Annotated in this window: 12 protein-coding genes; 5 read left to right on the forward strand and 7 right to left on the reverse strand. The window is 65.0% G+C overall.

Going from position 1 to position 12,635, the window contains the following annotated elements:
* Positions 1-1,210, forward strand: a 1,210-nt coding sequence (locus ASC83_RS07400; protein ID WP_369816964.1) for a Zn-dependent hydrolase, incomplete at both ends; no start/stop codon positions are given.
* A gap of 207 nt (positions 1,211-1,417) precedes the next feature.
* Here ASC83_RS07400 and ASC83_RS07405 read toward each other — a convergent pair.
* The 4 genes from ASC83_RS07405 to ASC83_RS07420 all read right to left on the reverse strand — a co-directional run bounded on the left by ASC83_RS07405 (position 1,418) and on the right by ASC83_RS07420 (position 6,366).
* Positions 1,418-2,455 (reverse strand): bifunctional nicotinamide-nucleotide adenylyltransferase/Nudix hydroxylase, encoded by a 1,038-nt coding sequence (locus ASC83_RS07405; RefSeq protein WP_056060102.1) that lies wholly within the window; start codon positions 2,453-2,455, stop codon positions 1,418-1,420.
* A 108-nt stretch (positions 2,456-2,563) separates the two neighbouring features.
* Positions 2,564-4,264, reverse strand: coding sequence for an NAD+ synthase (locus tag ASC83_RS07410; RefSeq protein WP_056060105.1), 1,701 nt, complete (start codon positions 4,262-4,264; stop codon positions 2,564-2,566).
* 4 nt (positions 4,265-4,268) lie between these two features.
* Positions 4,269-5,462: a nicotinate phosphoribosyltransferase gene (gene pncB / locus ASC83_RS07415; RefSeq protein WP_056060108.1), complete on the reverse strand. Its 1,194-nt coding sequence runs from the start codon at positions 5,460-5,462 to the stop codon at positions 4,269-4,271.
* A 46-nt stretch (positions 5,463-5,508) separates the two neighbouring features.
* Positions 5,509-6,366, reverse strand: a complete 858-nt coding sequence (locus ASC83_RS07420) for a hypothetical protein (RefSeq protein ID WP_056060112.1) — start codon at positions 6,364-6,366, stop codon at positions 5,509-5,511.
* A 142-nt stretch (positions 6,367-6,508) separates the two neighbouring features.
* Here ASC83_RS07420 and ASC83_RS07425 point away from each other — a divergent pair, with 142 nt between their 5' ends.
* The gene (locus ASC83_RS07425; protein WP_056060115.1) at positions 6,509-7,180 is read left to right on the forward strand and encodes an NUDIX domain-containing protein; all 672 of its coding nucleotides are present in this window, start codon (positions 6,509-6,511) and stop codon (positions 7,178-7,180) included.
* A gap of 162 nt (positions 7,181-7,342) precedes the next feature.
* Positions 7,343-8,584, forward strand: a complete 1,242-nt coding sequence (locus tag ASC83_RS07430; RefSeq protein WP_056060116.1) for a diguanylate cyclase — start codon at positions 7,343-7,345, stop codon at positions 8,582-8,584.
* Between the two features lie 19 nt (positions 8,585-8,603).
* Here ASC83_RS07430 and ASC83_RS07435 read toward each other — a convergent pair whose 3' ends face one another.
* The 3 genes from ASC83_RS07435 to metK all read right to left on the reverse strand — a co-directional run bounded on the left by ASC83_RS07435 (position 8,604) and on the right by metK (position 10,745).
* Complete coding sequence (locus ASC83_RS07435) at positions 8,604-9,062, reverse strand: hemerythrin domain-containing protein (RefSeq protein ID WP_056060119.1); 459 nt, start codon at positions 9,060-9,062, stop codon at positions 8,604-8,606.
* 42 nt (positions 9,063-9,104) lie between these two features.
* Entirely contained in the window at positions 9,105-9,290 is a 186-nt protein-coding gene (locus ASC83_RS07440) for a DUF1328 family protein (RefSeq protein WP_056060124.1), read from the reverse strand.
* A gap of 273 nt (positions 9,291-9,563) precedes the next feature.
* On the reverse strand, positions 9,564-10,745 hold the full coding sequence (gene metK, locus ASC83_RS07445; RefSeq protein ID WP_056060126.1) for a methionine adenosyltransferase: 1,182 nt from the start codon (positions 10,743-10,745) through the stop codon (positions 9,564-9,566).
* Between the two features lie 132 nt (positions 10,746-10,877).
* Between metK and ASC83_RS07450 the strand changes: the two genes are divergently transcribed.
* Positions 10,878-11,741: a lysophospholipid acyltransferase family protein gene (locus ASC83_RS07450; RefSeq protein ID WP_056060129.1), complete on the forward strand. Its 864-nt coding sequence runs from the start codon at positions 10,878-10,880 to the stop codon at positions 11,739-11,741.
* A complete protein-coding gene (locus tag ASC83_RS07455; RefSeq protein WP_056060133.1) occupies positions 11,738-12,619 on the forward strand; it encodes a lysophospholipid acyltransferase family protein in 882 nt (293 codons plus the stop codon). The genes ASC83_RS07450 and ASC83_RS07455 overlap by 4 nt, the downstream gene beginning before the upstream one ends.
* Positions 12,620-12,635: the final 16 nt, after the last annotated feature.

A 12,635-nucleotide genomic window follows, 5' to 3' on the forward strand; every position in this document is an offset into this window, starting at 1 on the left:
CCGACATCGAGAACCTGCGCATCAACGGCGATCGCCTGTGGGCATCGCTGATGGARCTGGCGCAGATCGGCGCCACCCCCAAGGGCGGCGTGTGCCGCCTCACCCTCACCGACCTGGACAAGCAGGGCCGTGACTTGGTGACCCGCTGGGCGCGCGAGGCAGGCATGACCGTCACCATCGACAAGATCGGCAACGGCTTCATGCGCCGCCCCGGCCGCAACAACAACCTGCCACCCATCATGACCGGCAGCCACATCGACACCCAGCCAACCGGCGGCAAGTTCGACGGCAACTACGGCGTGCTGGCCGGCATCGAGGTGGTGCGCACGCTCAACGACCACGGCATCGAAACCGAAGCCCCCATCGAAGTCGCCTTCTGGACCAACGAAGAAGGATCGCGCTTTGTGCCCGTGATGATGGGCTCGGGCGTGTTCGCCAAAGCCTTCACGCTGGAGCACGCCTACGCTGCCACCGACACCGAAGGCAAAACGGTGAAGGGTGAGCTGGAGCGCATCGGCTACATCGGAGACCAGGAGCCCGGCGACCACCCCATCGGCGCCTATTTTGAAACCCACATCGAACAAGGCCCCGTGCTGGAAGACAACGACAAGACCATCGGCGTGGTCAGCGGCGTGCTGGGCATCCGCTGGTTTGACTGCACCGTCACCGGCATGGAAGCCCACGCAGGCCCCACCCCCATGGCCCTGCGCAAGGACGCCCTGCTGGCCGCCACACGCATCATGCAAGACGTAGTCGCCGCCGCCCACCGCCACCCGCCGCACGGGCGCGGCACCGTGGGCATGGTGCAAGTCTTCCCCAACAGCCGCAACGTCATCCCCGGCCGGGTCAAGTTCAGCATCGACCTGCGCAACAGCACCGACGCGCTGGTGGACGCCATGGCCGCCGAGGTCAAGGCCTTTGCCGACCAGGTGGCCAAGGAGCATGGCGTGCAAGTCCACATCGAAATGGTGTCCAGCTACCCCGCACAGCTCTTCCAGCCCGAATGCGTGCAGGCCGTGGGCCGCGCCGCCGCCAAGCTGGGCTACAGCCACATGCCCGCCGTCTCTGGCGCGGGGCACGATGCCGTGTACATGGCCAAGCTCGCACCCAGCGGCATGATCTTCATCCCGTGCAAGGACGGCATCAGCCACAACGAGATCGAGGATGCGAAACCCGAGCACATCGAGGCCGGGTGCAACGTGCTGCTGCANCGGCATGATCTTCATCCCGTGCAAGGACGGCATCAGCCACAACGAGATCGAGGATGCGAAACCCGAGCACATCGAGGCCGGGTGCAACGTGCTGCTGCATGCCATGCTGGAGCGTGCAGGGACTTGATGCTATTCAAATAATAGCTTTATGCGCTTATTGGATAAGCGCTAGAGGCTGTTCTTGCTTGAAGTCTGGCTGCACGTTGTCAGTGCAGCTCCGTCAACCCCAGGAAGTGGTCTAGCATGTGGAAGTGGTCTTCAAAGAATTCCTCTTCCATCCCCGCCAGCTGGTCGATGCGTGTCCACTGCACCAGCATCGCGTCGTCATCGGCCTGTACCAGCGGAAACGGCGCGTCCCCCAGGTCGAAGTAGTGCGCATGCGTGATGGTGCGACCGCGCTGGCTGCGGTCGGGGTGGTCGAACACGGCCACGGACTGCAGCGCGGCGCGCATGGTGGCCTCGGGCAGGTGGCAGTGGGTTTCTTCCACCAGTTCGCGCAGGCAGGACAGCCACACCGTTTCGCGCTGTTCGATGAAGCCACCGGGCACGGCCAGCTGGCCCTTGCCGGGTGCGTGTGCGCGGCGGATCAGCAGCACATGGTCCTGGCAGCGCAGCACCGCGTCTACCGTCACGAAGACGGGTGGGTAGGGCGCGGCGGCCCAGGCCTGGCGGTAGCCGCGCAGCATCTGCCACTCCTGCTGCAGCGCCAGGTAGTGCGGGGTCTGCGCAAACTCGGTCAGCGTGGCCAGGGTGCTGGCAGGCATCTGGTCGGCCAGGGGGGCGAGAGCAGACTGCACCGTGTCGGGTGTGGCGCCAAACCAGGCGTCGCGGATGGCGGTGGCGTCGATGGGGCCCTGGCGCTCCACGTGGATCAGTTCCCAGCCCGGGAACGCGCTCAGGTAGCCGCTGGTGGCGTCCTTGAAGTGGCCCACCAGACCGATCCGCGCACCGGGTGTCGTCAGCCGCGCCACGCCCTGGCGCACGGCCTGCACCCAGACCGCCTCGTTGTAATAGTCGCGCATGGGCAGCACCACCATACGGCTGCGGTCGGCCTCGGGCAGCGCATTGCGCAGCATGGCCTCGCGTTCTTGCCAGGTGAAGGGGTTCTTGGGCGAGCGTGCCTGCCAGGCCGAGCCCACCACCACGATGACCTGCTGCGCGCTGTCGAGCGCGCGCTGCAGCAGCGCCATGTGACCGTTGTGCACGGGCTCAAAACGCCCGATGTAGATGGCGGTATCGACCATGTGTCTCCAGTCGTTGTCGGGTAATTTTTTAGTTTTTTTGGCTTCTAGCGCTTATCCATAAAGCGCTAGCAGCTATCTTTTTGGTAGTGATTTTACCGTGGACCAGTTTCACACATACCGCGCTGCAATCGGCATCTGCCGCCCGCTGCCAAAAGCCCGCGCCCGCACGCGCACGATGGGCGGGGCCTGACGGCGCTTGTATTCGTTGCGCGCCACCATCATGCGCACGCGCTGCACAAGGGCGCGGCCCGCGTCGTCGGCTTGCAGCTGGGCCACAAAATTCTGCGCCGCCTGGTGCTCCGCGGCAGAAAGGCGGTCGCCTTCGATCAGCAGCTTGAGCACTTCGTCGAGCACGGGGTAGGGCGGCAGGCTGTCCACATCGCGCTGGCCGGGTGCCAGCTCGGCAGAGGGTTCCTTGTCGATGATGGCCTGCGGAATCAGCGCGCGCCCGGCGTGTTCGTTGACGTGGCGCGACAGGGCAAACACCTCCGTCTTGTAGAGGTCGCCAATCAGGCCCAGGCCGCCATTGGTGTCGCCATACAGCGTGCAATAGCCTACCGAGATTTCACTCTTGTTGCCCGTGGTGAGCAGCAGGTGGCCGAAGGTGTTGGAGTATTCCATCAGCACCGTTCCGCGAATGCGCGCCTGCAGATTCTCGAGCGGCAGGCCCACCAACGGTTTGCCAAAGCTGGCCTCGAATTGCTGCGCGTAGCCCGCCACCAGCTCGGCAATCGGGTGTGTGAAGAGCTGCACGCCCAGGTTGTCGCACAACGCCACCGAGTCATCGACCGAGCCGCTGCTGGAGTAGCGCGAGGGCATGGTGATGCCGACCACGTTGTCCGCACCCAGCGCTTCCACGGCCAAGGCGAGCGTCAGCGCGCTGTCGATGCCGCCCGAGCTGCCCACCACCACCTGCGTAAAGCCGCAGCGCCGTGCGTAGTCACGCAGGCCCAGCACGATCTGCTGGCGGTAGAAGTCCATGGTGGGCAGACCCTGTGCGGGTACGGGGGCGGGGCGTGCGCCTTCCGCGCTCAGAAAATGCCCGTTGTCGAACTGCAGCGTGCACACGTCTTCCACAAACCGCTGCGCTTCAAAGACGACACCCGCATCGGGCTCGGCCGCGAACGATGCGCCGTCGTACACCACCTGATCGTGCCCACCGATCTGATTCACGTACAGGATCGGCAGGCCGTGGCGGCGCGCGGCGTCGGCAAAGATCTGGTGGCGCTGCTCGCGTTTTCCAGTGTGGCTGGGACTGGCGTTGATGCTCACCACCAGGTCGGGCGCGGCATCGCGCATGCGCTCGAAGGGGTTGGTGGCGTAGTCGGCGCCGTGGTCGTTCCAGCCGTCTTCGCAGATCAGCAGGCCCACCTGCGCGTTGCCCACACGCAGCACCTTGGCCACGTCCGGGCCGGGCTCGAAGTGGCGGCGCTCGTCGAAGATGTTGTAGGTGGGTAGCAGCTGCTTGGCGTACTGCAGGCGCACAGCCCCGCCTTGCAGCACCAGCAGGCTGTTGTGCAGGCGCTTGCCGGGGCCGCGCGCGGGTGTGGGCGCGCCCACCACCCAGTGCAGTTGCGGAAGCTCGGCGGAGGCTTGCTGCAGCATGGCCATGCCAGCCTCGATGCGTTGCTGAAAGCCGGTTTCCTCCAGCATGTCGCCGGGGTAGTAGCCGCACAGCGACAGCTCGCTGAACACGATGAGGTCGGCCTGTTCGCGCGCCGCCTGCTGCCCGGCGGCCACCATGCGGGCCACGTTGCCTTCGATGTCACCGACGGTGAAGTTGAGCTGGGCCAGGGTGATGCGGAGCATGGTGTCAGTCCTTCACGTTGAACACCTGACGCAGATAGGCCAGGTAGGTTTCATCGTCGCACAGCGTCTTGCCGGGCGTGTCCGACAGCTTGGCCACGGGCTGCCCGTTGGCGCGCACCAGTTTCATCACGATGTTCAGCGGCTTGTGGTCCGCGCCCATGTCGTTGGTGAGGTTTGTGCCGATGCCAAACCCGAGCTGCGTGCGGTCGCCAAAGTGGCGGTACAGCATGAGGGCGCGTTCCAGGTCGAGCCCGTCGGAGAACACCAGCCGCTTGGTGTGTGCGTCGACGCGCAGCCGGATGTAGTGGGCGAGGGCTTTTTCGCCCCAGGCCACCGGGTCGCCTGAGTCGTGCCGCAGGCCGTCGAACAGCTTGGCGAAGTACAGGTCAAAGTCAGCGAGAAAGGCGTCCATGCCCACGGTGTCGGTCAGCGCAATGCCCAGGTCGCCCCGGTATTCCTGCACCCAGTCTTCGAGTGCGGCCTTTTGGAAGTCGCGCAGCCGCACGCCCAGGGCCTGGTAGGTCTGCAAATACTCGTGCGCCATGGTGCCGATGGGCACCAGGTTCAAATCGCGCGCCAGCAGCACGTTGCTGGTGCCCTTGAACCACTGCGGCGCCTCTGTCGCAAAGGTCTGCACCACCTCGCGCTGCCAGGCGCCGCTGTAGCGGCGGCGCAGGCCAAAGTCGAACAGCTCGAAAGGGTGGCGCAGCGTGGCCTGTTGCGCCAGTGCCTGCAGCTGCAACACCTTGGCGGCCAGCCGTGCGCGGCCGCTGGCGAGGGCCTGGGCCGCGCCAAAACGGCGGAAGTACAGCTCGTTGACGATGGCCAGCACAAAGATCTCGAAGCCCATCACATGCACCTGCGGGCCACGCGCCACGATGTGCAGTTGCTCGCCGTCGGCCCAGGCGCTGATGAAGCTGCGCTGGAACTGGAAGATGCGCAGAAAGTCCACGAAGTCGCTCTTGATGTAGCGCAGCCCGCCCACGTAGGCCAGCTCGCCCTGCGTGAAGCGCAGGGTACACAGGTGGTCCAGCGCGGCGTTCACCTCGGGCAGCAGCTCGGCCAGCGGGTAGGCCGGGGTGTTGCGACATACAAAGCGATATTCGCTTTGGGTTTGCGGGTGGCGGTGCAGCAGCGCCTGCCACATCGTGAACTTGTAGAGGTCGGTGTCGAGCAGGCTGGTGATGACGGGGTTCATGATGTTGCTCCAAAATTTGTAGCTAATAGCGCTTTATGAATAAGCGCTAGAGCCTGATTTCATTCATATTGGCGAGCTGTGCACCGGCTGCGCGCATGGCGTCCAGAAACGCCCGGTGTTGCGCCTCGAAGCCGCCCACGGGGCTCATCCCGTCGGTCAGCAGCACGATGCGGCCGGCTTGCCAGCCGGGCAACAGGCGGGGCAGGTGCCGCACGATGTGTTCGGTGGTCGAGCGCACGCAGTGGCTGCTGGCCTCGCCCGCAATCAGCAGCACATCGGCCTGGCCCAGCGACTGCAGCAGGGCGGTGTTCAGCGCGGTGCTTTCGTCGTCCGCGTCGGGCACCTCGGCCTCGATGGCGCTGTAGTGTTCCGTCCAGGGGTTGGTGCCCTTGAACACATTGCGCACCGCGCGCTGGCGCCGGAGCTGCCAGACCCCAAAGGCGGCCAGCACATCGGCGTGTATGCCATGGCCCCAGCTGCCCACCTCGCAGTGCACGGGCCACACCATCAGCGTGTAGCGGCCCTGGGCTTCGAGTGCGTCCAGGTACTGCAGGGTGCGGGGCAGGGTGGCGGGGTTTCGCGGCGTGAAGTCGCCTGCGCGCACCTGGACAGCGGTGATGGGGGTGAAGGGTGCGACTTCGGCGCCCGTGTCGGTTTGCCAGAAGCCGGGATGGGCAATGTCAAAACGCTGGTGCGAATCCAGCGTGACGGTGATGGTGTCCAACTGGTCGCCCTGGCTGCCGATGAACTGCGCCAGGCGCTGCATATCGGCATGGGCACCGGCCACGGGCAGGGCGGGCGTGGTGCGCTGGCCGGTCAGCACATCGGTGGGTTGCCAGGCTACAGGCAGGTCGCAGAAATCGTTTTGGGGGTCGATCACCAGAAGCTGGACGTTGCGGGCCATGGTCTTCTCCTTTGTTGGTGACGCCAGTGTAATCTTGTTAGTAAAAAAAATAAACTAACTAAGTTGCAAAAGCATGTTTCTGCTTTGGAAGAGATTGTTGGTTGATATCCTGTTCGGTCATCCTTGTGACAAACTCAGCCCCATGACCGAAACCAGCACCCCCGCCGTGATCTGTACCGTGGACGTGGTCTTGCTCACCCTGCAGCGGGACGTGCTGCAGGTCGCGCTGCAGCGGCGCGAGCGACCTCCGTTTGCGGGGGGGCTGGCGTTGCCGGGGGGCTATATCCACGCCCAGGAGGATGCAGATGCCCAGGCCAGCGCCGCCCGTGTGCTGCGCGAGAAAGCCGGTTTGCAAAGCCCCTATCTGGAGCAGTTGGCCACGTTTTCCGGCCTGGTGCGCGACCCACGTGGCTGGTCGCTGGCCGTGGCCTACTGCGCCCTTGTACCGCCCGAGTTGCTGGCATCGGCGCCCCTCACGCTGGTGCCGGTGGCCGAGCTGCCCGCGCTGCCGTTCGACCACTGCGCCATGGTCGACGCCGCCGTGGCCCGCGTGCGCAGCAAAAGCCAGTACTCGTCCATGCCCGTGCACCTGTGTGCCGAGCCGTTCACGCTGCCGCAGTTGCAGGCTGTGTACGAGGCGGTGCTGGGCGAGCCGGTCAACAAGGTGAGTTTTCGCCGCAAGATGGACGAGTTGGCCATGCTGGAGCCGGTGCCGGGCGCGCTGCAGACCGGCGGCGCTCACCGGCCCGCGCAGCTGTACCGGGTGCGCCCGGCCTACCGGCGCAACCTTTCGCTGAGCGCGCGGGGCCTGTAGCTGTTGGCACAGCACACAAACTATTGGACCGCTGCCTGGAAATCTGGCACAAACGCAAACTTTGTGTCCCACGAATGATGGGTGCGCGCCAGGCGGGCCGGAGTGGCCGCAGCTGCACCGCCAACAACAAGCCAGCCCGACGCTGGCGCCTGAGGGAAGTCCATGTCTTTGCGGCTCAAATTCAACCTGGTGCTGGCGGCGGTGCTGCTGGTGGCAGCGGCGGGTGCGGGGATCTACGTGCACCGCTTTTTGCAGCAGTCCGCCATCGAGGAGGTGCAGCACAACTCGCAGATCATGATGCACGCGGCCATGGCGATCCGGGACTACACCACCGAACTCGTCAAGCCGCACCTGGACGTGACGCTGGCCGAAAAATTCCTGCCGCAGACCGTGCCTGCCTACGCTGCGACCGAGACGCTGCGCCGCCTGCAGAGCCGGTTTCCGGGCTACGAGTACAAGGAAGCGGTGCTCAACCCCACCAACCTGCGCGACCGCGCCAGCGAGTGGGAGGAGCGCATCATCAGCGACTTCCGCGAAGGCCGGGCCGATCTCAAGAAGGAGGCGACCGGCGAAGTGGGCGAGGGCATGCACCGCGCCATGTATGTGGCCCGCCCCATCACCATCAAGCAGGCCCAGTGCATGGCCTGCCACAGCACACCGGCCGTGGCGCCGCCCACCATGCTCAAGGTCTATGGCGACAAGAACGGCTTTGGCTGGGGCATGAACGAGACGGTGGGCATCCAGGTGGTGAAGGTGCCGATGTACTTCCCGCTGGAGAAGGCGCGTCAGACCTTCAACACGGTGATGGCGGCGCTGGTGGGCAGCTTTGTGCTGCTGTTCGTCGGGCTCAACCTGTCGCTGTCGTCGCTGGTGATCGAGCCCATGGCGCGGCTCAACCGCAAGCTGGAAGACCTGGCCACCAAGGACTTCCTGACGGATCTGGTCAACCGCCGCCGCTTCTTTGAGAGGCTGGAGACCGAGATGGCCGACACCCGCATCAAGAAGGGCAGTCTGTCGGTGGTGATGTTTGACATCGACTTTTTCAAACGCATCAACGATACCTTTGGGCATGACTCGGGGGATGTGGTGCTCAAGAGCACGGCGCTGCGCGTGCGCGAACTGCTGCGGTCGTCCGACTGCGCTGCGCGTTTCGGGGGCGAGGAGTTCATCATCTTGCTCAAGGAAACCCCGGTGGACGCCGCCATGGCGATGGCCGAGGCGGTGCGCGCACGCATTGCAGGCGTGCCTTTCGACGCGGTGGGCCATGTCAGCGCCAGTTTTGGCGTGGCCACCTGGGACCACAAGGAAGACAGCCACGCCCTGATCAAGCGCGCGGACACGGCCTTGTATGTGGCCAAGTCCAGCGGCCGCAACTGCGTGATCCAGGCCGAAGACGCCGCCTGATTCGCGTTGGTGGGTGGTTTCAGGCCATAGCGGCCTTGGCGTCCTCGTAGTCCGCCCGGTAGTCTGCCGCCAGCGCGGTTTTCTGCTTCTCCGTCAGCAGTTTGCCTGCCATCTGGAAGAAGCGGTGTTCCTCTTCCTTCAGGTGGTGTTCCACCTTCTCGGCCAGCTTCTTGGCCAGCGGCAACCAGGCAGGGCTCGATGGCTCGGTCTCTTCCAGTGATTCCACCAGTTCGTCGATCTGGTGGTGTTCTGAAATGGCGTGGCGCGACAGATCAATGCCTGCGTCGTGTGCCATCAGCGGCACATAGAAGTGGCGGTCCTCGGCTTGGGCGTGGGCGGCGAGTTCCTTCTTGAGTTGATCGAACAGGTCACGCCGCTCGGGCGTGTCGCCGCTGGTGTCGGTGAGTGCGCCGTACAGCACGCGCTGGCGCTCGTGGCTCTCGCGCAGGGCTTCAAAAATGGTGGTCGTATCGGTCATGGTGGGCTGTGTGTTGTGTTGCAGTGACGAAGGTGTGCAGGACTACTTGAGCACCTTGCGCGCGGCGCCCACCCCGATGGCCGCCAGCACCACAAACACCACGGCAACCACCAGGAACAGCACAAACAGCACCTTGGCAATGCCCGCTGCACCTGCGGCCACACCGCTGAAACCCAGGGCCCCTGCCACGAGGGAGATCAGGGCAAAAATGATGGCGTACTTCAGCATGGTGGTCGCTCCTTGCGGTGGATGTTGAGGCAGCGCGGGGCTGCGGAAGGGTGTGCAGGAACGATACCGGCCGGCTGTGGCGTGCGCCGTCAGTGCAAGCGGGCGGCGGGTGTAGGAGAGCGCCGCTGGTGGGCGGTGGTGAAGCGCCAAAAGAAAAGCCGCAACGCGGGGCGTTGCGGCTTGGGGGGGCGGCCCTGATGGTCTTTTGGCCTGTGCTCACATCGCTGGCGCGATATGAGCTTCGTCCACGTACGGAAAGCCGCGCGGCGGGCTTTACAGCCCCGCTGCAGCGCGAAGCGCAGCAGCTTTATCGGTCTTCTCCCAGCTGAACTCGGGTTCTTCGCGGCCGAAGTGGCCGTAGGCTGCCGTCTTTTCGTAGATGGGGCGCAGCAGGTCCAGCATCTGGATGATGCCCTTGGGGCGCAGGTCGAAGTGCTCGCGGACCAGGGCGGCCAAGCGCTCGTCCGACACCACGCCGGTGCCTTCGGTGTAGACGGTGATGTTCATCGGCTCGGCCACACCAATGGCGTAGGCCACCTGGATCTGGCACTGACGCGCCAGGCCGGCAGCCACGATGTTCTTTGCCACGTAGCGGGCGGCGTAGGCGGCCGAGCGGTCCACCTTCGTTGGATCCTTGCCGCTGAATGCGCCGCCGCCGTGGGGGCAGGCACCACCGTAGGTGTCCACGATGATCTTGCGGCCGGTGAGGCCACAGTCGCCCTGCGGGCCGCCGATGACAAAGCGGCCGGTGGGGTTGATCAGGTAGCGGGTGTTCTGCAGCCATTCCTTGGGCAGCACAGGCTTGATGATCTCTTCAATGATGGCTTCGGTGAACGAGGCCTTCATCTTGGTTTGCGTTTCGCTCTGGTCGGGGTGGTGCTGGGTGGAGAGCACCACGGTGTCAATGCTGTGGGGCTTGCCGTCCACATAGCGCATCGTCACTTGGGACTTGGCGTCAGGGCGCAGGAAGGGCAGGCGGCCGTCCTTGCGCAGCTGGGCCTGGCGCTCGACGAGGCGGTGCGCGTAATAGATGGGCGCGGGCATCAGCTCGGGCGTTTCGTCGCAAGCGTAGCCGAACATCAGGCCTTGGTCGCCAGCGCCGGTGTTCAGGTGGTCGTCGGACGCGTGGTCCACGCCCTGGGCGATGTCGTTGGACTGCTTGTCGTACGCCACGAGCACGGCGCAACCCTTGTAGTCGATGCCGTAATCGGTGTTGTCGTAGCCGATGCGCTTGATGGTGTCGCGCGCCACCTGGATGTAGTCCACATGCGCGTTGGTGGTGATCTCGCCCGCCAGCACCACGAGGCCGGTGTTGGTCAGCGTTTCAGCGGCGACGCGGCTGCGGGGGTCTTGCTTGAAGATGGCATCGAGAATCGCGTCCGAGATCTGGTCGGCCACCTTGTCGGGGTGGCCTTCGGAGACGGATTCCGAGGTGAAGAGAAAGTCGTTCGCCATTTGAATAAACTCCTGTGTTCCGGCATTTGGGGCGTTGCCCTCACCCCGAAGGAGATCTGGCGAACGCTTTAGCAGATTTTTTTAACGTCGCCCTGCAAGTTGCTCATTTAACTCAGCGACCCCATTATTTTAATGCCAGTCGTCTTTCGATTCTTTTCCGTATTTCCGCTGTGGTTGCTGCACATCATGGGCGCGGCCATGGGCTGGGTGGCGTTTGTGGCGTCTCCCACCTACCGGCGCCGGTTTCTCTCCAACTCGGCGCTGGCGGGCTATGCGTTTGGCGATGTGCGCGCCGCCGTGGCCCATGCGGGCCGCATGGTGGCCGAGCTGCCACGCCTTTGGATGGGCGCGACCATGCCCTGCGCACTCACGGGCGAAGCCTGTGTGGAGCAGGCCTACGCAGCCGGTCGCGGTATTGTTTTTCTGACCCCGCACCAGGGGTGTTTTGAACTGTCGGCACAGGCCGCTGCACGCCGCTGGAGCGCGGAGCGTGGCCCCATCACGGTGTTGTACCGCCCGGCACGCCAGGCCTGGCTGGCCAAGGTGATGGAGACCGCACGCAACCGCCCCGGCATGCTGGCCGTGCCCACCACGCTGGCGGGTGTTCGCCAGATGATCAAGGCCCTGCGCCGGGGCGAGGCCGTGGGCCTGCTGCCTGACCAGGTGCCGCCCGAGGGGCAGGGCCAGTGGGCACCTTTTTTTGGGCGCGACGCTTACACCATGACCCTGGCCGTGCGCCTGGCGCAACAGACCGGCGCGACCGTGGTGCTGGCGCGTTGCGAGCGTCTGCCATGGGGCCGTGGATATGTCACGCATTTCGAACCCTTGCCCCAGCCGCTGTCCGACCAGATGGACCAGGCCGTGCTGCAAATCAACCAAGCCATGGAACACCTCATTCGCCAATGCCCCGAGCAATATCTGTGGGGCTATGGCCGCTACAAGCAGCCGCGTGGCGAGGCGGCTCCGGCAGAACCTGCCGCGGGAGGCGCCGCATGAAGGGCCTCACGGGGCGTTTGGGTGTGTGGTTCATGCGGGTGCTGGCGCTGCTGCCGCTGCCGGTGTTGCGCGGCATGGGCTGGCTGCTGGGGCAGGCGGCCTTTGTGCTGGTGGCGCCCCGCCGCAGGGTGGCGTTGCGCAATCTGGCGCTGTGTTTTCCTGACTGGACCGAAGCGCGCCGCCGCGCCGTGGCGCGGGCCAGCTTTGTCGCGTTCTGCCAGACCTGGCTGGACCGCAGTTGGCTGTGGGCCGCGCCGCGTTCGGTGGTGGAGCAGCGTGTGCGTTTGACCGGAGCGGTGCACGAGCTGGAGGGCGACACGCCCACCATCTTGTTTGCGCCGCATTTCTACGGCATGGACGCGGGTGGCCTGGCCTTGCCTCTGCGCAGTGGCCGTGCGTTCACGTCCATCTTTGCCACCCACCCTGATCCGGCGGTGGATGCCTGGTTCATGGCCGGGCGCCAGCGTTTTGGCGATGTGCGCATGCTCAACCGTTCGGACGGCGTCAAACCCATCATCGCCAACCTGCGCAAGGGTGGCTTGCTGTACCTGCTGCCCGACATGGACTACGGCCGCAATGATTCGGTGTTTGTGCCGTTCTATGGCGTGACGGCAGCCACCATTCCGTCGCTGTCGCGGTTTGCGCGACTGGGTCGCGCCAAGGTGGTGGGGGTGTATTCGCGCATGACGCCCACCGGGTACGTGGCCGAGGTTTCGCCCGCTTGGGCCAACTACCCCACCGACGACGCTGAGGCCGACACGGCCCGTATGAACCGCGAGCTGCAGGCCGTGATCGACACCATGCCCGAGCAGTACTACTGGGTGCACAAGCGCTTCAAGACCCGCCCGGAGGGCGAGCCCTCGGTGTATTCACGCTGAAATATCAGCAAAAATG

Source organism: Acidovorax sp. Root402 (assembly GCF_001425125.1).
In the GTDB taxonomy this organism is placed as follows: Bacteria; Pseudomonadota; Gammaproteobacteria; order Burkholderiales; family Burkholderiaceae_C; genus Acidovorax; species Acidovorax delafieldii.

What these genes read in the sequence shown, in the direction of transcription:
- ASC83_RS07405 (WP_056060102.1), bottom strand. Translation starts at nt 2,455, where the DNA reads ATGGTCGATACCGCCATCTACATCGGGCGTTTTGAGCCCGTGCACAAC.
- ASC83_RS07410 (WP_056060105.1), bottom strand. Translation starts at nt 4,264, where the DNA reads ATGCTCCGCATCACCCTGGCCCAGCTCAACTTCACCGTCGGTGACATC.
- pncB (WP_056060108.1), bottom strand. Translation starts at nt 5,462, where the DNA reads ATGAACCCCGTCATCACCAGCCTGCTCGACACCGACCTCTACAAGTTC.
- ASC83_RS07420 (WP_056060112.1), bottom strand. Translation starts at nt 6,366, where the DNA reads ATGGCCCGCAACGTCCAGCTTCTGGTGATCGACCCCCAAAACGATTTC.
- ASC83_RS07425 (WP_056060115.1), top strand. Translation starts at nt 6,509, where the DNA reads ATGACCGAAACCAGCACCCCCGCCGTGATCTGTACCGTGGACGTGGTC.
- ASC83_RS07430 (WP_056060116.1), top strand. Translation starts at nt 7,343, where the DNA reads ATGTCTTTGCGGCTCAAATTCAACCTGGTGCTGGCGGCGGTGCTGCTG.
- ASC83_RS07435 (WP_056060119.1), bottom strand. Translation starts at nt 9,062, where the DNA reads ATGACCGATACGACCACCATTTTTGAAGCCCTGCGCGAGAGCCACGAG.
- ASC83_RS07440 (WP_056060124.1), bottom strand. Translation starts at nt 9,290, where the DNA reads ATGCTGAAGTACGCCATCATTTTTGCCCTGATCTCCCTCGTGGCAGGG.
- metK (WP_056060126.1), bottom strand. Translation starts at nt 10,745, where the DNA reads ATGGCGAACGACTTTCTCTTCACCTCGGAATCCGTCTCCGAAGGCCAC.
- ASC83_RS07450 (WP_056060129.1), top strand. Translation starts at nt 10,878, where the DNA reads ATGCCAGTCGTCTTTCGATTCTTTTCCGTATTTCCGCTGTGGTTGCTG.
- ASC83_RS07455 (WP_056060133.1), top strand. Translation starts at nt 11,738, where the DNA reads ATGAAGGGCCTCACGGGGCGTTTGGGTGTGTGGTTCATGCGGGTGCTG.